The following is an 18433-nucleotide window of genomic DNA, read 5'->3' on the forward strand; positions in this document are numbered from 1 at the left end:
CCGCTTCGATATGCCCTACGGTACCCTGCGCTCAGACCGTAGCCGGCTCTAATCGGCTGCGGGCTGCTCTTCCATGTGTAGGATCATGTCCCAGTGTTCTGGCGCCACGGGCATGACGGAGAGCCGGTTGCCACGCCGTACCAGTGGAAAGTCCCCTAATTCCTCTGCACGCGCTTTAAGTTCATGCAGAGTGATCGGCCGTTTGAGCGGTCTTAGCGCTTGTACATCGCGTAAGAACCAGCGGGGGTTGTCTGGATCACTCTTGGGGTCGTGATATTTACAATCTGGGTCAAAGGCCGTAGGGTCTGGCCGGGCGTCGCCAAGAATGGTTGCGATGCCAACGATGCCGGGTTGTTTGCAATTGGAGTGGTAGAAAAAGGCCAAGTCGCCGTCACGCATTTGATCGCGGATGAAGTTGCGCGCTTGGTAGTTCCGAATCCCGTCCCAGGGCTCTCGCTGATCTTTGCACTGCAGCAAGTGATCCCAGCCAAAAACATCAGGTTCGGATTTCAGTAGCCAGTAAGCCATCGGTGTCCTTTGGGTGTGAAGGCCAGCGCATGGGAGGCGCTGAGAAAAAGGTCCAGAGTTTGATCATGCGGCTCGTGCGGAAGTTTTGCTACCAGCTGGCAGTCATAGCCGACTCCGACCAGTAGGGGGCGATGCCAAGCGCTGCGGGCGAGGGCGCGATCATAGTAGCCACCGCCTTGACCGAGTCTGTAGCCGCTACGGTCGCAGGCCAGCAGTGGCATGACCACTGCAGAGAACGACCATAACGGAGCTGCTCGGGCGCTATTTGTTGGCTGCCAAGCGCCGACTGAACTTTGTTCCAGTTGCTTGCTATTGGCTGCGGCAAAACGCAGCCCGGTATGCCGAATTTGCGGCCAATACAACTCGCCATCCTCGCGCCACTGCCCAGCTTGAATGGTGGGGTTGATTTCAGCGCCCATGGGGTAATAGCTTGCGATGCGCCGCGGCCGGCGGTGGGCAAGTAATCTCAGTAACCGAGTGAGCAAATGCTGCTCTTCGGTTTGCCGCTGCGCGGTCGTGAGTTGCCGCCGTAGCGCACGTAGCTGCCGGCGATAAGAGGCTTTGGAGCACATGCGAGCGAGACGAGGCTGATGAATCTATGAGCAGCAGCAGAGTCTGGGGGACCGCCTGTGCCGCTATCCGCATATCCCTTGAGACGAAGTCTCAAGTGGGTGCCGCCCCGTCACCTTTAGGCTTCCCGCACAAGTGCAGGCATGCTCACCGGCGCGGACGACGACTCCCGGGATACCGTAATTGGCTCAAGGGGTTCATTTGGAAAGAGCGAACACGGCAGCCACACCCAGAGCGTGCAGTATACGCAGGCCAAGACTGGAGTTCAGTCGTCTGCCAAGGCGTCCCGGATAGTTAAAGTCAATTGACTGAGTCGGTCTTCGGTGTTGCCCTGGGCGTGATTGGCCTCACGCTCTTTGGGCGCGGGGTGCTGCGGGTCGACCCGTGGCGGTTCTTGTTGGCGAGGCGGTTGCCCGCGTTCGTACTGCATCAATTCGCGCGCCATGTTCAAGCCGGTCATGATCGCAATGCGCTCCAAGCCCAAGCCAGCGGAGCGTTTACGGATGGACTGCATCCGATCATCGAGGTAGCGTGCAGCGGCATACAGTGCGTCGCGCTCATCAGGAGGGCAGGCAACCTGATAATCCCGGCCCAGGACCTTGACGGTGATGGATCGTGCGTCGCTCATGCCTCTACCTCCGCTTCTAGTTTGCGAACCTTCTCCAGTAGAACTTCTAAGCGTCCGCGCAGGGCTGCATTGCGTTCCAGCAAGGTTTGATGCTGGTCTTGCAACTGACGGTTCTCGCGTTTGAGGCGGATGTGCGCGTCGCACAGCTCCTCAATCCAGTCCTCGAGTTCGGAGATAGGATCGGTCATAACCTGATCTTGAATAAGCTATTAAGCCGAAGATTAACAGGCCCTCGCTTGCAATGGCAGGCCTACAGCAACAAGGCCAGCCCATCAATGATGGACTGGCCTTGCAAAGTTCACAGTAGCGAGCGCTGCACTCGCGGTTGAGCCGGGCTCAGCGAAGGAGCAGGAACAAAGCCCCTTCACCGCGACGAACACGCAGCAACAAGTTGGCGTCGTCAGCTTCGTTCGCTAAATGGTTACGGAGGTCGGTCAGGTTGCGCACAGCTTTGCGATTGACCGCATCCACAATATCGCCTTCGCGTAGGCCAGCACGAGCCGCCTCCGAGTCAGCGGCGATCTCGGCAACACGGACCCCCTCACCATCATCCAGGTTCGCAAAGCGCACTTGGCGCAACCTGGGGTGTACATCGCTGCCACCGCCGCGACCGCTGCGGTCGGCGCCGAGGGTCACTTTGGTACTGCGTTTTTTGCCGTCACGTAGGTACGCCACTTTGACTGTATCGCCTTCCCGGTGGAGGCCGATGGCGTTACGGAGGGCATCGAAGTTGCGGATCTCATCTCCGTCGATGGCGGTAATGACATCCCCCGGTTCCAGCCCCGCCTCATCAGCAGCGGAGTCTTCCAAAACCTCTGCGATGACGGCTCCGCGGCCCTTATCCAGACCAAAGGCTTCGGCCAACTCCGGGGTCAAGTCTTGGCCGATGACGCCAAGCATGCCGCGCTTGACGCTGCCATGCTCCACAAGTTGCTCCATGACGGATAAGGCCAACTTGGTTGGGATGGCAAAGCCAATGCCAACGCTGCCGCCAGAGGTGGAAATGATGGCGGTATTGATACCCACAAGGCGACCGGCCAAATCCACTAAAGCTCCACCACTGTTGCCGCGGTTAATGCTGGCATCGGTCTGAATGAAGTTTTCGTAACGATTTCCCAGCCCCGAACGCCCCAAGGCGCTGACGATGCCGGAGGTCACGGTTTGACGCAGGCCAAAGGGGTTGCCAATAGCCACTACAAAGTCGCCCACTTCCAGGCTGTCCGAGTCGCCCATCTCTACAGCGACCAAATTGTCCTCTTCGATGCGCAATACGGCGACATCGCTATCCGGATCGCTGCCGACCAGTTCGGCCTCAACCTCGCGGTCATCAGAAAGGCGGACGCGAATCTCGTCCGCATCAGCGATCACATGAGCGTTCGTGAGGACCAAGCCTTCTTCGGCGTCAACGATAACGCCAGAGCCCAGGCCGCGTACCTCACGCTCGGGCATACGGTCCCCAAAGAAGAAGCGAAAGTTTGGGTCATTGAAGAAGGGATGGCGAGCTTGTTGGGTGCCGCGGGTGATGACGTTGACCACCGCGGGGGTGACTTCCTTAAGCATAGGCGACAGGCTCGGTGTGCCGTCGGCTTTGGTCGGAAGTGGAATGCCCGCATGAGCGACAGGTAACACAAGCAGTAGGCTGAGCAGCGCCCAGCGCATCAATTTCGGCATAACAATCTTTCGGTGCAGGTTGGGGAAGAGAAGGCTCAGACTAACGGGGGACGCGCAAGTTCACTGCGGACGTAAGCGAGGGTTGAGCGTGTACAAGCCGGTAATTTGCCCCACGTCGAGTACATGCCCCTCCATGGCCCGGCGTAGCTCTCCTAGACCAAAGCCCGAGGGCAAGTCCAAGCGCTCTACATCCAGGGCGTAGACGCAAAAGTGATACTGGTGAACCCGCGCATCATTCCAGGGAGGGCAGGGGCCATCGTAGCCGCAATAGGTGCCGCGCATGCTGGGATCGTCCGCAAACCAACTGGTGTAGTCGTTTTGCCCTTGCACTGAGCCCGTGGGCCCCTGTGGGTTCGATAACCCTCCCGGCATGACTCTAGCGCCAAAACTACCCGCCCAAAGCTCGGTGATTTGGGCCGGCATGTTCGCCAAAAGCCAGTGCACAAACTCTGCGCGCGCGAGATCTTTGGGAACTTCCCGGTCGTCCTTGTTGACGTCATCGGCTTGAGCCGGGGCATCTTCGTCTATGCAGGTAATGACAAAGCTGCGCGTGGCCTCCGGGAAGTCCGACCAGCTGAGCTGCGGGTTGCGGTTGTCACCAAAGCGCACATGCGCGTCAGCATCCGGAACGCCAAAGGCAAACTCATCTGGGATAAAGGCGCGGTGCTCAAAGCTCTGACTGGTAACGCGCATGGGGGCTTTCTCCTCGGGCTTGAATTCTGGGGCTGGGCGCATCGACATGCGGCCAGCGACGGAGCAATGGACGGCTGAGTAAGCGCAGCGACTCACCTAGCTTCTCCGTCAAGGGGCGCCGACGCTTGTACTCCACACTGAAAATATCGTGACTGGCTAAATTCTTCAGTAAGTAGTCATCGGATGTGGTGACTTCATCGATCAACTCTAGTTCTAAAGCCTGGCGTCCATACCAATGCTCACCGGTGGCGACTTTGTCCAGATCGAGTTTGCTGCGATGCTCGTTGAGGAACTGTTTAAACAGGCCGTGGGTTTCCTCTAGCTCTTGTTTGAACTTCGCGCGGCCTTCCTCGGTGTTTTCGCCCAACATGGTGAGAGTGCGTTTGTATTGGCCGGCCGTGTGCAGTTCGATGTCCACATCGTGCTTTTTCAGCAGGCGGTGCACGTTGGGCAGTTGAGCCACCACGCCAATGCTGCCAATGATGGCAAAGGGAGCAGCCAAAATACGATCAGCCACGCCAGCCATCAAGTAACCGCCGGACGCAGCTACTTTGTCCACGGCGACGGTGAGTTGCAGTTGCCGCTCGCGTATCCGTTGCAGTTGCGAGGCGGCCAAGCCATAAGAGTGTACGAAGCCCCCAGCAGACTCCAGTCGCAGTAAAACTTCATCCTCGCTCTCTGCAATTTGCAAAATAGCGCTGATTTCCTCGCGCAGGCTGTCGGTGGCAGTCGCACTGACGTCGCCATCAAAGTCGAGTACAAACAGGCGCGGTTTGCGCCCCGTTTTCTTGGCTTTGCTGTGTGCTTTGTCTTCTTTCTTTTTGCGCTTGAGGTAGTCCTTCCAGGACTTATTGTCGAGTAACTCACTGCGCAGCACATCGGCCATACGCTCTAGGCGTTCATTGAGATTACGAACTTCAAGCTGCTCGCTGAGTTGCTCACGTGCCTGACGCAGCAGCGAGACCACACTGCCCACAACAAAGATGATGGCCACGACAAGGGTGATGGCTTTGGCCAGAAACAGGCCGTATTGATAGAGGTATTCCATGTGTATCCGTCGTTCAAGCCCCTGCCTGGGGGCTTGAGTTAGCGAAAAAAACGCTCAATGCGCCCAGTATCTTCAGTCAGCAGAGGCTGTCAAAGCTCCCCCTGGGTAAAGCATCCTGAGCCGTGCCCAAGGGTTCTATTGACGATCAGCATCTGCACTGCCCATCCCGAGCCATATTTCGGCAACCAACCGGTTCTTATGGGGCTGGATTACAGATCTACAAGTGCTTTCGCCGCATCCGTGGCGGAGGCTGCCATGAGCCCTACCCGCGGCAGTGTTGTCAGTTAGGCGGCCTTGAGCCCCTTGTAGCGTGCGCAGCCCGTCTTGGGACAGCCTGCTAGGTCGGCAAACACTGATGTGAGCGCTGCACTGTCATTGAGCGCGGGAATGTAACGCAGCGACTCACCACCAGCCTCAACGAAGGTTTCCTGTGCTCCCAAGGCGATTTCTTCCAGGGTTTCCAAACAATCGGCCAGGAACCCAGGGCAAATGACATCGACGCTGCGAACCCCGTCTTCAGCCAGCTCTTCCAGCTTAGGTTCCGTATACGGCTGCAGCCACTCAGCGGGGCCGAAGCGGCTTTGGTAGGTGTGCAACCAAGCGTCGGACTCCAGGCCCAAGCGCTGCGCCAAGGCATTTGCAGTTTGCTCGCATTGGCCTTGATAGGGGTCACCGCGCTCAACATTCCGCGCGGGCAGGCCATGAAAGCTCATCAGCAGTTTGTCGGCGCGGCCATGCTTTTCCCAATACGTTTCTACCTGCTGAGCCAAGGCTTCAATGTAGGCAGGGTGCGTGGGGTAGGCGTTAATGAAGTCCAAACCGGGGATATCACGGGTGGTCTTCAGGATTTGGGCAATCTTGTCAAAGATGGTCGCCGTGGTCGTTGCCGAGTTCTGCGGATACATTGGCAGCACACTGATGTGCTGCACCCCGGCCGCACGCAACTTGTCGATGCCGGTCTGCAGCGAGGGCTGTCCGTAGCGAAAAGCGGGCTCCACTGGCAACCGGGTGAGTTTCGCCAGAGCCTTAGCTTGATCCTCGGTATGAAACCGCAGGGGTGAGCCACGGTCACTCCAAATTTTGGCGTAGTTGCGAGCCACGCGTGGGCTACGCAAGGGCAGGATGACCCCGTACAGCAACATCAACCAAATCAGGCGCGGCACCTCCACCACGCGCGGGTCGGCCAAAAACTCGGCCAGATAGCGACGCACCGCGCTCGCAGTGGGCGCATCCGGGGTTCCAAGGTTGACCAGCAAAATGCCCCGGCACGGGGCAGAGGTGCAGCATTGTGTCATCGGGTTTTCAGACTTCCTTAATTTCTCCGGCATTGAAGCGCCGGAAGTAATCTTTCCATGCAGCCATGGCTCTGGAGCCCATCAACCACATCAAGGGAAGGTTAACGGCCATCATGAAGCCCAGCGCTACGGTGCTGATGGTATCGATTTCCGTGATGCGGCGAATAAAGCCTAGGCACGGGATCACGATGACTACGCACCAAATCATCTTATAGATGATGACGCCGCGACCACCGGTCATATACACCCAACCCTGCTCACCGTAGTAACTCCAGGTGATGATGGTCGACAGGGCGAACATCATGATGGCAATCGTGACCATGTAGCGGCCTAAACCTTCAACCCCAAGATCGAAGGCACGCGCCGTCATTGCAGCGCCGGGGTAGTCCTTGAACACTCCGGGTTCGCGCAGACTAATGGCTTCGTCCGTCCCGATTTCTTCTGGGAACCAGGTAATTTCCACCTGCTCTGGTCCGGCCGACTCCAGCTCTCCGTAGATGCGCGCAATACGGGTTTCACCCGAGGCGGAGCGGATATCAGCCAAGGCGAAAACAGTATCGCCGCTACGCATTTCATCGGTGCTGGCGATGGTGTTGACGGCCGGCACATAACCGTCTTGAACCTGCTGCATCACGGGTGTGTTCTCCCAGGTTGAGCTGGGGGCCCGGTTCCAAACTCCGGAGATCAAGATCACCAAGGCTGTGATGGTGCAAACCACAATGGTGTCTACGAAGGGCTCTAGGCCGGCAACAACACCTTCAGTGGCGGGCTCTTTGGTCCGCACGGCCGAGTGGGCGATAGGTGCACTACCCAAACCGGCTTCAGAAGAAAACAGAGCGCGCTTCATGCCGAAGATGAAGGCCACACCGAAGGTGGCTCCCATGAAGGCACCACTGGCCTCGGTGGGATTGAAGGCAGAGGTAAAGATGAGCTTGAACATGCCCGGCACGGCTTCGTAATTGATGCCGATGACGATGATCCCGCAGAGCAGGTAAATGCCGCACATGACGGGCACGATCAAGGAGGCAATTTGGCCAATGCGTTTAATGCCGCCAATAATCACCAAACCAACCAAAACGGCGAGTACCACGCCGGTGATCCAACTCGGGATGCCGAAATAGACTTCGGTGCTGGTCGCCACACTCCAGGCCTGGAACATGTTGCCACCGGTAAAGGCGAACATGAGCAGCGGTATGCAGAACAGGCCGCCAACAATCCCGCTAATGCTTTTTAACGCTGGGAAACGTTCCGGGAGGCCTTTCTTCGCCACCCACATGGTGCCGCCATGCGGATTGTTGGGGTCTTCGGTGTTGCGGTAGAGCATGGATAGCAACACTTCGAAGGATTTAATCGCCATTCCGGCAAACCCAACCAGCCACATCCAAAACACAGCGCCAGGACCGCCGAGTTCTACCGCAATAGCTACGCCAGCGATGTTACCCAAACCGACGGTTGCCGATAATGCAGCGGATAGGGCTTGGAAGTGAGAAATAGCTCCGGGGCCATCAGCAGAGTCCAATCCACCCCGCACCAAAAAGGCGCCATGGGTCAGTGAGCGGTACTGACAAAAGCCACTCCAAAAGGTGAAGACGATGCCCGTGCCCAGTAGCGTCAGCAGCACTGGGACCGAAAGCATCACGGAATTAATCGCGTTCAGATACCCAATAAGGGATTCCATAAACAAGGTTCTCTAAGGTTGGGCGCTTAGCTCAGCGCGCTGAACAGGATGTAGCCAATCCCCAGCGGCGCCACGTAGCGCAAAGTGACAATCCAGAACTTCGCCATCCACGCAGGCAGGCCACCTGCAATCAATGCTTCTTGAGCAGGAGTCGCCCAACGCCAGCCAACGAAAATGGCTGTCAGCATGCCGCCAAAGGGCAGCATTAAATTGGAGGCTGTGAAGTCCAGGAAATCGAAAATGGAAAATTTAGTGCCAGGTACGGTGAAGCCGCTCCAAATACCCAGCGAAAGCGAGGCAGGAATGCCTAGCCCAAAGCTCACCAAAGCGACGATGGCGGTGGCGCTATTGCGCGATAGGCCATGTTCGTCGGTGAAGTAGCACACGACCGTTTCCAACAAGGAAATGGCCGAAGTGAGTGCGGCTACAGCGAGCAGGGCGAAAAAGGCCATTCCAAAAAATTGCCCGCCCGGCATCTGCGCGAACACCGCAGGCAGAGTGATGAAGGTGAGGCCAGGTCCGGCACTGGGGTCAAAGCCAAAGGCAAACACCGCCGGCAGGATCATGAGCCCGGCAAGGACAGCGACCAGTGTGTCTAGCCCGGCGATGATCCCAGCGTTTGCGGGGATGCGGTCATTTTGGTGCAGGTAGGAGCCGTAGGTGATCAGCGTCCCCATCCCTAACGATAGCGAGAAGAAGGCCTGGCCGATGGCGCTGCTAATGGTGCTGGCCGAGACTTTGCTCCAGTCGGGCTGTAGAAAGTAGCGCAGTCCTTCACCGGCACCGGGGAGGGTGACCGAGCGTCCTACCAGCAGCAAAAGCAGCACGAAGAGCGCCGGCATCAGCAGCCGCGACGCCCGTTCGATTCCGCCACTCACGCCGCCGTGAACCACACCTACGCATAGCACCATAAACAATGCTGCATAACCGATGGGGGCGATGGGTGAGGAGACAAAGGCGCCGAATTGCTCAGCCAATAGTCCGGCTTCGATATCGAGTTGACCGGTGGCCATAAAGCCGAGGTAGGCCAAGGTCCAGCCAGCGACTACGATGTAGAACGACAAGATCACGAAACCAGCCAGCACCCCAACTCCGCCAACGGCGGGCCAGCCGGCGCCGCCCAAGGCGCGAAATGCCCCCACGGGATTACGCTGGGTGGTGCGGCCCAGGAGTAGCTCGGCGATGACTAAAGCCAGGCCAAAGAGCGCGACGAAGAACAGGTACATCAACAAAAAGGCACCGCCTCCGTTCTCTCCCGCCTCATAGGGGAACTTCCACACGTTTCCCAAGCCCACAGCCGAGCCGGCCGTCGCCATGATGAAACCAAATCTGCCACTCCAATGCTCGCGCGATGACACAGCGTCTCTTTTCCCCAAGGTTGTTGTTGGCGGGCTGCTAAGCAAGATCGACGCCAAAGCTTATTCGGGCAGCCGACTCGTGCAGCACACAGCTAAGAGTTTCTTTTTTCAGGATAAACCATAGGCTCAAGTTTTGAGCCAGAGCGTATTCAAGCTATCCGCACATCCTCAGTCAATTTGGAGTCGCGACAGCCATGAACGAACTCAACAACGCTTCCGTATCGCCGGTCTGGCGCCTTCTGGCCGCATTGATGGCTGCTGGTTTTTTGCTGGCTGGCGCCGACGGTGAGCCGCGCGTTCAGGCCAGCTTTTTGCTGCTTGGCGCAGCCAGTTTGTGGGTGGGGCCGGAGCTACAGCGCCTGTGGCAGCGCTGGGAGGCGGGCGTCATGCGCAAGCCACTGCTGTGGAATAGTCGTTGGTAGGGTGCCAATTAGGCGCCGTGCTTAGCCTGTAGGCGCTTTAGCATGTGGCGAAGAAAGCGCGCGGTGAGCCGTGTGGTGAGTCCGGGAGCTAAAGCGGTGGAGACTTGCCAGGCATGGCCACTGGCCGCGCAGACGCGCGCAGGTTTTTGGCGCACCGCTTTGAGCATCCAGCTCGCCGCTTCTTCGACTTCCATCATCGGTAAGGCGCGATAAATGGGGGTAGCTCCCGACATCGGCGTGCGTACCAAGGGGTAGTTCACAATGGTGATGTGGACCCCGGTGGCTTCTAGCTCGCAAGCTAGCGAACGCGAGAAGCCCTCCAAGGCTGCCTTGCTACCCACATAGGCACTAAACCGTGGGGTTGGCATCTGTACCGATTGGCTAGACACATTGATGATCTGACCGCGATCCCGCTCCAGCATGCCGGGCAGCAGCTTCAGGCAAAGGCGTACAGCCGCGTGATAGTTCAGCGTCATGGTGCGCTCAAAATCATGCGGCCGGTTGAGGGAGTCTTGAATCGATCGGCGGATGCTGCGACCCGCGTTATTGATCAAGATGTCCACTTCGCCAAAGCGTTTGATGACCTCATCGCTCAGAGCGTCCACAGCCTGCAGGTCGCTGAGGTCAACGGGTAAGCAATGTGCGGTACCACCGGTTTGCCGAATATGCCGCGCTAGGGCGTCTAGCTCCGCCTCGCGGCGAGCTACCAGAATCATCTCAGCACCAAGCGCAGCCAGCTGCCGCGCGCATTCATAACCAATTCCCGACGAAGCGCCCGTGAGCAGAATGCGTTGGCCGGTCAAGTCTGAATCGGCAGGGCGATCAGTCATGCGTAGTCAACTCGGAATCCATGCGCCAGCCTACCTGATTTGTGGGGCCCAACAGAGGCAGCAGTGCGTGCATGCATTGATTCAGGGCCTGGGCTGCACCAAAAGGAGCATTGATGCAGGCCATCGCAGAGGCATGCATACCCCGCTCACCGCTTTGAGCAAGGCTCAGCTCCGCTGTCCAACAATCACGCCCCTGAGCCAGCGGGGCAAGGGCACGACGCAGATTGCCGCTACCCGCTAAGCAAGGAAACCAGATCAGGATCGTGGCCGCACGAAAATGTTTGCAAAGATGGTTGGCTAAGCTTGCCGCTGCCTGAAAATCCTCAGGACGCTCATAGCTGGGGTCAATCAGAACCAGTCCCCGTTTTTGTGCGGGTGGTAGTAAGGCTCGGGCTTGTTGCCAGCCATCTGCAGCCAAGATTCGCAGCCCAGATTGACCGTGCAGATTGTGCGCTAGTGCCGCATGCTCAGCGGGATGTGCCTCGCAGAAAATCGCTTCATCTTGAGGGCGCAAAGCCTTGGCGATAATGGCGGCCGAGCCTGGGTAGTAGCGCAGGGCGCCGTTGCCGTTGTAATGCGCAAGCGCTTGTCTGTAGAGCTCGGGTAAGGCTTGGCGCTGCTCCCAAACGGCCGCGATGCCGGAGGCAAACTCCTGGTTCTTGAGCGCTTGGACGTCGGCGAGGTCATACAGTCCACGCCCGCTGTGGGTATCAAAGACGCACAGCGGGCTGGACTTGCGCAGACGCGCCTGCAGACACAGCGCTAAGGCACAGTGTTTGAGTAGATCGGCGTGATTACCAGCGTGATAGCCGTGCTGATAACTCAGCACCTTGCGCTACGCATTGGCCGCCGAGGATGGGCAGTAATCAAGGCGACCTGAATTAAAGGCCTAGGGTGTCGCAGATCGTCTGGTAGATCTTATTCGGATCGCCTTCGCCAGCGACCGAGACCATCTTGCCTTGGGCATCGTAGAAGCCTACAACCGGCTCGGTTTGCGCACGGTAAACCTCAAGCCGGTTGGTAATTGTGGCTTCGTTGTCATCTGCGCGATGTTGCAGGTCGGTTCCGCCGCAGCGATCACACACGCCCTCTTTTTCCGGTGGGCTGAAGTACAGGTTGTACATCTGCCCGCAGTCCGCGCAGGTGCGGCGCCCAGTCAGGCGCTTGACCAAGCTATCGAAAGGCACATTGATGAGCAGCGCCTTGTCGATAGGTTGGCCGGCAGCGGCAAGCATCTCATCCAAGGCTTCGGCCTGTACGGTTGAGCGCGGAAAACCATCCAAAATGAAGCCCTTAGCCGTGTCTGGCTGCTCCAGCCTCTCGCGGATCATGCCAATAACCACCTCGTCGGCTACCAGCTCGCCTGCATCCATGGCCGCTTTGGCTTTTTGACCTAAAGCAGTTCCGTCGCGTACAGCCGCACGCAGCAGATCGCCGGTGGAAATTTGCGGGATGCCCCGCGCATCCATGATTTTCTTCGCTTGGGTTCCTTTACCCGAGCCCGGTGCGCCGAGCAAGACAATTCGCATGGGGTCCCGTCCCTATCCAACGTGAATCAAGAGGGCGGAGGCTAGCCGCGGGAGTACGACCCGTCAATGCACCCTTCGTCGAGTCCGTGGGATAAAGCCGCACAATCGGCTATCCTTGCGCGCCTCCATTGCCATCCATCCGCCCTGCAAAGAACGGGTCAGGTTCATGCCGAAGAATGCTTTTTACGCCCAGTCCGGAGGCGTTACCGCCGTCATCAACGCGTCTGCCGCAGGGGTGATAGAAGCTGCGCGACAACACCCCGAACATATCGGCAAGGTATATGCCGGGCGCGATGGGATCATCGGTGCATTGACCGAAGATTTGATTGACACTTCCGCCGAAAGCCCGGCGGCCATTGCTGCGCTCAAACACACTCCCAGCGGAGCCTTCGGCTCATGCCGTTACAAGCTCAAAGGTTTTGAACAAAACCGCGCTGAGTACGAGCGCTTGATCGAAGTTTTCAAGGCGCATGACATCGGTTACTTCTTCTACAACGGAGGTGGTGACTCCGCTGACACCTGTTTGAAGGTGAGCCAATTAGGCGCGCAGATGGGATATCCGCTGCAGGCCATTCATGTGCCCAAGACCATGGACAACGACCTGCCGCTGACCGATTGCAGCCCAGGCTTTGGCTCCGTGGCCAAGTACACGGCGGTGGCGATTCGTGAAGCCAGTTACGACTTGGCGTCGATGTGTAAGACCTCAACCAAGGTGTTCATCTTGGAAGTGATGGGGCGGCATGCGGGTTGGACTGCGGCAGCCGGTGGCCTGGCCAGTGTGGACGGCCGCGATCCCCATCTACTCTTGTTCCCAGAAGTCACTTTCGACAAACAGCGCTTCCTGGCGCGCGTCCAGCAGTGCGTGGAGCAACATGGGTATTGCACCATTGTTGCCTCAGAAGGTATTCGCAACGCGGATGGCAAGTTTGTGGCCGACGCTGGTACCACCGACGCGTTTGGCCACACCCAGCTGGGTGGAGTGGCGAGCACTTTGGCCACCATGGTGCAAAGCGAGCTGGGACTGAAATACCACTACGCCATTGCCGATTACCTCATGCGGTCGGCACGTCACATCGCTTCCAAAACCGACCTGGACCAGGCCTATGCCGTTGGCGCAGCTGCGGTCGAGGCCGCCGTTGCGGGCAAGAGCGGTATTATGATGAGCATTGTCCGCGAGGCCGATAGTCCCTACCGCTGGCACATTGGCGAAGCCCCTCTGGAAGAGGTGGCCAACGTCGAAAAGGAAATGCCGGCGGAATTCATTAGTGAGGACGGTTTTCAGATCACCGAGGCCTGTCGCCGCTACATGCTGCCGCTGATTGCCGGTGAAAACCCTCCACCTTATGGACCCGATGGCTTGCCGGCCTACGTCAAGCTGAAAAAAGTGGCCGTACCCAAAAAGACGGGCACGACCTTCACCCTCAAGTCATAACATCACCTTTACGGGAGGAAATCCTCATGGCTTACGAACACGTTGGACCCGGCGACAAAGCCCCAGATGAAATCGATGTCATCATCGAAATTCCTGAGGCTGGGCCGCCAGTCAAATACGAACTCGACAAGGATATTCACTGCTTGCGCGTGGACCGCTTCATGAATGTGGCCATGCACTACCCAGCCAACTATGGCTTTGTGAACCAAACCTTGTATGACGATGGCGACCCGGTTGATGTCTTGGTGCTCACGCCCTATCCGGTGATTCCTGGCTGTGTGATTAAATGCCGCCCAGTGGCGGTATTGATGACGGAAGATGAATCCGGCATGGACGCCAAGCTGCTGGCAGTACCGACCGATAAAGTGTCTAACCACTACTATTCGGAGATGCAGGATCTGGCCCAGGTTCCGCAGCGCCTGCAGGACAAAATCACCCACTTCTTCGAGCGTTACAAAGACAACGAGAAAGGCAAATGGGTGAAGGTGTCGGGCTGGTACGGCGCTGAAAAAGCCAAAGAAGAGATTCGCAAGTCCATCGAGGCTTACAAAGCCGCCGAGTCCTGATGGCCGCTTTGGCGGCGCCAAGCCTAGGCGTTGTCTAAGCAGATCGTTACGGCGATGATTCCGAAAAGCCGCAGGGTGCGCTGTTACCCTGCGGCTTTTTTATGGCGGCAAACCGTGTGCGGATATCCGCAATCACATGCTGATAATGATTCCTCACAACAAGGGAATGCGTAGCTGATGTTGGTGTTTTCCGATGTGACAATCCGACGCGGGTCGCGCGTATTGCTCAGTGACTTCACGGCAGCTATTCACGCGGGTCAGAAGGTTGGGGTCACGGGACGCAATGGCACGGGGAAATCCACGCTGTTCGCTTTAATCCGGGGAGAACTGAGCGCGGACAAAGGTGAGTTTGTGAGGCCGCAGCGTCTCAGTATTGCCCACTTGGCCCAGGAAACACCGGCTTTGCCGCAGTCTGCACTGGACTATGTGCTGGACGGGGACGCCGAATTACGGCGCATTCAAAACGCCCTAGCCACTGCCGAAGCGGCGCAGGACGCCCAGGCTCAGGCCCAGGCACATGAGCAACTCCACGCGGTTGATGGATACACGGCGCCGGCACGTGCTGCTCGCCTGTTGGCTGGTTTGGGTTTTGCTGATGCCGCCATGCGCAAACCAGTGGCGGATTTTTCTGGTGGCTGGCGTATGCGCTTGAACCTAGCCCAGTGCTTAATGTGTCGTTCGGAGCTATTGCTGCTGGATGAGCCCACCAACCATTTGGACCTAGATACGGTGCTCTGGCTGGCGCAGGAGCTGGAGCGCTACAGCGGAACTTTGCTGATCATCTCCCATGACCGCGATTTTCTGGATGGCTTTTCCACGCATACTTTGCACCTAGAACGCGCGACGGCGACCTTATACACTGGGAACTACTCCGCCAGTGAAGCTCAGCGCGCTGAACAGATGCGCCAGCAGGCCAAGGAGTACGAGGCGCAGAAGCGGCGCCTAGGCGAGCTGCAGCGCTTTGTGGATCGCTTTAAGGCCAAAGCTTCCAAGGCCCGCCAAGCCCAGAGTCGGGTCAAGCAGATTGAAAAGATCCAATTGGTGGAGCCGGCGCATTGGGCCTCTCCATTTTCTTTTGCATTTGCTCCCCCAGAACGTTTGCCGTCTCCTTTGATTCAGGCTGAGCAGCTACGTTGTGGTTATCTGGATGGGCAGGCGATTATTGACGGCGCTCGGTTCAGCCTGGAGCCCGGTGACCGTGTGGGCATCCTCGGGCCGAATGGGGCGGGTAAGTCCACATTGGTTAAAACCATTGCTGGTCAGCTGCCGGCCCAAGGCGGCAAGCTCGAAAGAGATGAACGTTTGTCAGTGGGCTACTTCCACCAGCACCAAGTGGATGCTTTGCAGTCCGACTGGAGCCCCATCAAACACCTGCAAGACTTGGCCCCCATGGAGCGCGAGCAGAGCCTGCGCAACTTCTTAGGCGGTTTCGATTTTCATGGAGACCGGGTCTTTGAAGCCGTAGGTGACTTCTCCGGCGGCGAAAAAGCCCGTTTAGCCCTGGCGCTTCTGGTCTGGCAAAAGCCGAACCTGTTGTTGCTTGATGAGCCGACCAACCATTTGGATCTGGAGATGCGGCATGCCTTGGAGTTGGCCCTGTTGGATTACCCAGGCGCGGTGATTTTGGTCGCGCATGACCGTCACCTACTCGCCACATGCTGCGAAAGCCTCTGGCTGGTGCATGATGGCGCCTTGGCAGTCTTCGACGGCGATTTGGATGATTACGCGAGATGGTTGCAGCGTAACTCGGCCACGGGTGATAAAGCAGGCCCATCCGCCAAGGCTGAGAACTCCGCACCGTCTGCTGCGGAGCGCCGCAGGCTGGCGGCCGAGCAGCGCCAGCGGGAGCAACCGCTGCGCAAGGCCATCAAGCAGGCTGAGCAGCAAATGCAGACCGCCAGTACGCATCTGACAACATTGGAGCAAGAGCTGGCCGATCCCGAGTTGTATAGTGCCGATCCAAGCTGGGCAGCGGATTTAGCCCGTGAACAAGGGGAGTGGCGCAAAAGGCTGGAAGCAGCCGAAGAGCGTTGGATGATGGCAGCTGAAGAGCTGGAGGCTTTGCGGCAAAGCTAAGTCGGCGCAGCCATACCCCATCTAAGTGTTGTAGAGGAGTAGACCATTGAAAGATTTCAAAGGCCGGGTGGCGGCGATTACAGGAGCTGCCTCAGGGATTGGTCGCGGCTTAGCGCTGAACCTGGCAAAAGCGGGATGCGAGCTGAGCTTGTCCGATGTGGATGCGCAAGGGCTCAGCCAGACAGCGGAGCAAGCGCGTGCACTGGGCGTCAAGGTGAGCGAGACCACCTTGGATGTTGCGGATCGTGCTGCGGTTTTTGCCTGGGCCGACGCAACGGTGGCCGAACACGGCAAGGTCAACATGATCTTCAATAACGCCGGCGTGGCCTTGGGGGGCACGGTCGAGGGCACCAGCTTGGATGAATACGAGTGGATCGTGAACATCAACTTCTGGGGCGTGGTTTATGGCACCAAGGCCTTCCTGCCACATTTGGTGGCGGCCGGGGAAGGTCATGTGATTAATGTCTCGTCGATTTTTGGGCTCTTTTCGCAGCCCACTCAAAGCGGTTACAACGCCACCAAATTCGCGGTGCGCGGTTTTACCGAGTCGCTACGCCAAGAGCTAGATTTGGCGGCCAATGGCGTCTCGGCTACCTGCGTTCATCCTGGCGGGATCAAGACCAACATTGCCGCTAATGCACGCACGAATGCCTCGGTCCAAAAAATGACTGGCAAGACGGCTGAAGAGTCGCAAAAAGAATTCGAGCGCTTGTTCAGGACCACGGCCGACCAAGCCGCGCGGATTATTCTGGATGCGGTGCGTAAGGATCGCCGCCGGGTCTTGGTTGGACCAGACGCCAAAGCGATTGATGTGATGCAGCGGGCCCTACCCACCGCCTATCAGCGCATCCTCACTGGCTTGCTGAAGCGCCAGAACAAAGCGGCCTGAGAGCTAGGGTTGTGGCGAAATAGATAGCCGCCGTAGCAAGGCCCGGCCTGTATGGCCATGCCGGGCCTTGCTCAGTGGCTCAATGAGCAGCTAGCCGCGGACGACGCCGTCGTCGAGCATTTGTTGCACATGGGCAGCCAGGGTGTCGGCAATCGGGCGATACTCCAAACCCAGCTCCTGACGACTCTTGCTGTTATCGAAGCGGAGCTTGTGGCCCACGTTCAAGCTGACGAATTTGCGCGAAATGCCCTGCGTGGGGCCGGCCAGCCAAATCAGCCACTTCGGCAGTTCCATTTTCGGCAGCCGGAAGCGTCCTTGGAAGCGCTGGCCAATGACTTGGGCCATTTGCAACATGGTTAGGGTTTGGTTCACCAGAACATGACGCCCCGCCGCCTTCTCCACAAACGCGGCCCGCACATGGGCATGCGCCACATCACGAACATCCACCAAAGCGATCTCTAGCTGAGGAACTCCGGTGCGCAGCTTGCCTTTGAGTAGATCGCCCATGATCACCAAAGACTCAGAGGCGGAATGGCGCGTCAGGGCTGGCCCCAGCACCAGGCCCGGATTAATGACGACTAGATCCCAGCGAGACTGGGCTTCGGCAATAGCCCAGGCGGCCTGCTCAGCGGCGACTTTGGAGCGCGGATAAGGCTGGTGGTCCACTGAGGAGCTGGTGTTCCAATGGGATTCATCCAGGGTTTGGCCTTGGGCGTCGGCGACGTCGCCATAAATCGCCACGACGGAGGAGGTCAGCACCACGCGCTGCACGCTGTCGCAGCGATCCACGCTGCGCAACACGTTTTCGGTGCCTTGCACGGCGGGGTCGATGAGTTCGCGTTGGGCGTCTTTGATGCCGCGCACCACAAAGGGTGAGGCCGTATGCATCACCACTTTGCAGCCCTGAAGTGCTTCGTCGAAGCTGCCCGGCGTGAGCAAGTCGGCGGCGAAGAGCTTCAGAGTGCCTGGACGTGTGGCGGCCAGCGACTGTAAATGCTCGACTTTGCGCGAGTTGCTAGGGTCGCGCACGGTGGCGTGAACGGTGCAGCCAGCGTCCAGCAGTTCCTGCACGATCCAGGATGCGACGTAGCCATTGGCGCCAGTCACGGCAACAGGGTGCGCGGTATCGATGGCGAATTCTGTGGGCATATGCAGCAATGTCCTTGATATTTGGTCGATAAATGCAATAACGCAGCGAAGTCTATCTGGTTCCGTCGAGG

At 58.1% G+C, this 18433-nt stretch carries 19 protein-coding genes and 1 other RNA gene; 5 read left to right on the top strand and 15 right to left on the bottom strand.

Features of this window, described 5'->3' with window-relative positions:
• Positions 1-48: 48 nt before the first annotated feature.
• The 11 genes from KI787_10835 to KI787_10885 form a co-directional block, all read right to left on the bottom strand.
• A complete protein-coding gene (locus KI787_10835) occupies positions 49-528 on the bottom strand; it encodes an EVE domain-containing protein (GenBank protein ID MBV6630449.1) in 480 nt (159 codons plus the stop codon).
• Positions 510-1100, bottom strand: a complete 591-nt coding sequence (locus KI787_10840) for a 5-formyltetrahydrofolate cyclo-ligase (GenBank protein ID MBV6630450.1) — start codon at positions 1098-1100, stop codon at positions 510-512. The genes KI787_10835 and KI787_10840 overlap by 19 nt, the downstream gene beginning before the upstream one ends.
• 44 nt (positions 1101-1144) lie before the next feature.
• A non-coding RNA gene (ssrS, locus tag KI787_10845) (6S RNA) lies at positions 1145-1327 on the bottom strand.
• A 36-nt stretch (positions 1328-1363) separates the two neighbouring features.
• Complete coding sequence (locus KI787_10850; GenBank protein MBV6630451.1) at positions 1364-1726, bottom strand: cell division protein ZapA; 363 nt, start codon at positions 1724-1726, stop codon at positions 1364-1366.
• Complete coding sequence (locus KI787_10855; protein ID MBV6630452.1) at positions 1723-1914, bottom strand: hypothetical protein; 192 nt, start codon at positions 1912-1914, stop codon at positions 1723-1725. The genes KI787_10850 and KI787_10855 overlap by 4 nt, the downstream gene beginning before the upstream one ends.
• Positions 1915-2062: 148 nt before the next feature.
• Positions 2063-3397 carry a DegQ family serine endoprotease gene (locus KI787_10860; protein ID MBV6630453.1) on the bottom strand — a complete coding sequence of 445 codons (1335 nt, stop codon included), beginning with the start codon at positions 3395-3397 and terminating at the stop codon, positions 2063-2065.
• Positions 3398-3457: 60 nt separating this feature from the next.
• A complete protein-coding gene (locus tag KI787_10865; protein MBV6630454.1) occupies positions 3458-4090 on the bottom strand; it encodes a YbhB/YbcL family Raf kinase inhibitor-like protein in 633 nt (210 codons plus the stop codon).
• The gene (gene sohB / locus KI787_10870) at positions 4065-5138 is read right to left on the bottom strand and encodes a protease SohB (GenBank protein MBV6630455.1); all 1074 of its coding nucleotides are present in this window, start codon (positions 5136-5138) and stop codon (positions 4065-4067) included. The genes KI787_10865 and sohB overlap by 26 nt, the downstream gene beginning before the upstream one ends.
• A 284-nt stretch (positions 5139-5422) precedes the next feature.
• Positions 5423-6433 carry a ferrochelatase gene (hemH, locus tag KI787_10875; protein ID MBV6630456.1) on the bottom strand — a complete coding sequence of 337 codons (1011 nt, stop codon included), beginning with the start codon at positions 6431-6433 and terminating at the stop codon, positions 5423-5425.
• A gap of 7 nt (positions 6434-6440) precedes the next feature.
• Entirely contained in the window at positions 6441-8111 is a 1671-nt protein-coding gene (locus tag KI787_10880; GenBank protein ID MBV6630457.1) for a sodium:alanine symporter family protein, read from the bottom strand.
• A 26-nt stretch (positions 8112-8137) separates the two neighbouring features.
• Entirely contained in the window at positions 8138-9427 is a 1290-nt protein-coding gene (locus KI787_10885) for a sodium-dependent transporter (GenBank protein MBV6630458.1), read from the bottom strand.
• Positions 9428-9663: 236 nt separating this feature from the next.
• Between KI787_10885 and KI787_10890 the strand changes: the two genes are divergently transcribed.
• On the top strand, positions 9664-9891 hold the full coding sequence (locus KI787_10890; GenBank protein MBV6630459.1) for a hypothetical protein: 228 nt from the start codon (positions 9664-9666) through the stop codon (positions 9889-9891).
• An 8-nt stretch (positions 9892-9899) separates the two neighbouring features.
• On the opposite strand, the gene KI787_10895 is transcribed toward KI787_10890, so the two are convergent.
• Genes KI787_10895 through KI787_10905 form a run of 3 tightly spaced genes read right to left on the bottom strand, consistent with a single transcriptional unit; the run spans position 9900 to position 12250 of the window.
• Positions 9900-10721 carry an SDR family NAD(P)-dependent oxidoreductase gene (locus tag KI787_10895; protein ID MBV6630460.1) on the bottom strand — a complete coding sequence of 274 codons (822 nt, stop codon included), beginning with the start codon at positions 10719-10721 and terminating at the stop codon, positions 9900-9902.
• Positions 10714-11550: a 23S rRNA (adenine(2030)-N(6))-methyltransferase RlmJ gene (locus tag KI787_10900; GenBank protein MBV6630461.1), complete on the bottom strand. Its 837-nt coding sequence runs from the start codon at positions 11548-11550 to the stop codon at positions 10714-10716. The genes KI787_10895 and KI787_10900 overlap by 8 nt, the downstream gene beginning before the upstream one ends.
• A gap of 52 nt (positions 11551-11602) precedes the next feature.
• Positions 11603-12250 carry an adenylate kinase gene (locus tag KI787_10905; protein ID MBV6630462.1) on the bottom strand — a complete coding sequence of 216 codons (648 nt, stop codon included), beginning with the start codon at positions 12248-12250 and terminating at the stop codon, positions 11603-11605.
• Between the two features lie 166 nt (positions 12251-12416).
• Here KI787_10905 and KI787_10910 point away from each other — a divergent pair, with 166 nt between their 5' ends.
• The 4 genes from KI787_10910 (at position 12417) to KI787_10925 (ending at position 17213) form a co-directional block, all read left to right on the top strand.
• Positions 12417-13682, top strand: a complete 1266-nt coding sequence (locus KI787_10910) for a 6-phosphofructokinase (protein ID MBV6630463.1) — start codon at positions 12417-12419, stop codon at positions 13680-13682.
• A 26-nt stretch (positions 13683-13708) separates the two neighbouring features.
• Positions 13709-14248, top strand: coding sequence for an inorganic diphosphatase (gene ppa / locus KI787_10915; GenBank protein MBV6630464.1), 540 nt, complete (start codon positions 13709-13711; stop codon positions 14246-14248).
• A gap of 177 nt (positions 14249-14425) precedes the next feature.
• On the top strand, positions 14426-16324 hold the full coding sequence (locus tag KI787_10920) for an ATP-binding cassette domain-containing protein (GenBank protein ID MBV6630465.1): 1899 nt from the start codon (positions 14426-14428) through the stop codon (positions 16322-16324).
• Between the two features lie 46 nt (positions 16325-16370).
• The gene (locus KI787_10925; protein ID MBV6630466.1) at positions 16371-17213 is read left to right on the top strand and encodes an SDR family NAD(P)-dependent oxidoreductase; all 843 of its coding nucleotides are present in this window, start codon (positions 16371-16373) and stop codon (positions 17211-17213) included.
• A gap of 90 nt (positions 17214-17303) precedes the next feature.
• Here the strand turns inward: KI787_10925 and KI787_10930 are convergent, their stop codons facing one another.
• Positions 17304-18362, bottom strand: coding sequence for an NAD-dependent epimerase/dehydratase family protein (locus KI787_10930; GenBank protein ID MBV6630467.1), 1059 nt, complete (start codon positions 18360-18362; stop codon positions 17304-17306).
• Positions 18363-18433: the final 71 nt, after the last annotated feature.

Origin of the sequence: Oceanococcus sp. HetDA_MAG_MS8 (assembly GCA_019192445.1) — a bacterium.
GTDB lineage: Bacteria > Pseudomonadota > Gammaproteobacteria > Nevskiales > Oceanococcaceae > MS8.

Bases quoted from the DNA above. Each gene is read 5' to 3' on its own strand.
- KI787_10850 (MBV6630451.1), bottom strand. From the start codon at position 1,726: ATGAGCGACGCACGATCCATCACCGTCAAGGTCCTGGGCCGGGATTAT.
- hemH (MBV6630456.1), bottom strand. From the start codon at position 6,433: ATGACACAATGCTGCACCTCTGCCCCGTGCCGGGGCATTTTGCTGGTC.
- KI787_10890 (MBV6630459.1), top strand. From the start codon at position 9,664: ATGAACGAACTCAACAACGCTTCCGTATCGCCGGTCTGGCGCCTTCTG.
- sohB (MBV6630455.1), bottom strand. From the start codon at position 5,138: ATGGAATACCTCTATCAATACGGCCTGTTTCTGGCCAAAGCCATCACC.
- KI787_10855 (MBV6630452.1), bottom strand. From the start codon at position 1,914: ATGACCGATCCTATCTCCGAACTCGAGGACTGGATTGAGGAGCTGTGC.
- KI787_10905 (MBV6630462.1), bottom strand. From the start codon at position 12,250: ATGCGAATTGTCTTGCTCGGCGCACCGGGCTCGGGTAAAGGAACCCAA.
- ppa (MBV6630464.1), top strand. From the start codon at position 13,709: ATGGCTTACGAACACGTTGGACCCGGCGACAAAGCCCCAGATGAAATC.
- KI787_10835 (MBV6630449.1), bottom strand. From the start codon at position 528: ATGGCTTACTGGCTACTGAAATCCGAACCTGATGTTTTTGGCTGGGAT.
- KI787_10885 (MBV6630458.1), bottom strand. From the start codon at position 9,427: ATGGCGACGGCCGGCTCGGCTGTGGGCTTGGGAAACGTGTGGAAGTTC.
- KI787_10840 (MBV6630450.1), bottom strand. From the start codon at position 1,100: ATGTGCTCCAAAGCCTCTTATCGCCGGCAGCTACGTGCGCTACGGCGG.
- KI787_10910 (MBV6630463.1), top strand. From the start codon at position 12,417: ATGCCGAAGAATGCTTTTTACGCCCAGTCCGGAGGCGTTACCGCCGTC.
- KI787_10865 (MBV6630454.1), bottom strand. From the start codon at position 4,090: ATGCGCGTTACCAGTCAGAGCTTTGAGCACCGCGCCTTTATCCCAGAT.
- KI787_10920 (MBV6630465.1), top strand. From the start codon at position 14,426: ATGTTGGTGTTTTCCGATGTGACAATCCGACGCGGGTCGCGCGTATTG.
- KI787_10880 (MBV6630457.1), bottom strand. From the start codon at position 8,111: ATGGAATCCCTTATTGGGTATCTGAACGCGATTAATTCCGTGATGCTT.
- KI787_10895 (MBV6630460.1), bottom strand. From the start codon at position 10,721: ATGACTGATCGCCCTGCCGATTCAGACTTGACCGGCCAACGCATTCTG.
- KI787_10860 (MBV6630453.1), bottom strand. From the start codon at position 3,397: ATGCCGAAATTGATGCGCTGGGCGCTGCTCAGCCTACTGCTTGTGTTA.
- KI787_10930 (MBV6630467.1), bottom strand. From the start codon at position 18,362: ATGCCCACAGAATTCGCCATCGATACCGCGCACCCTGTTGCCGTGACT.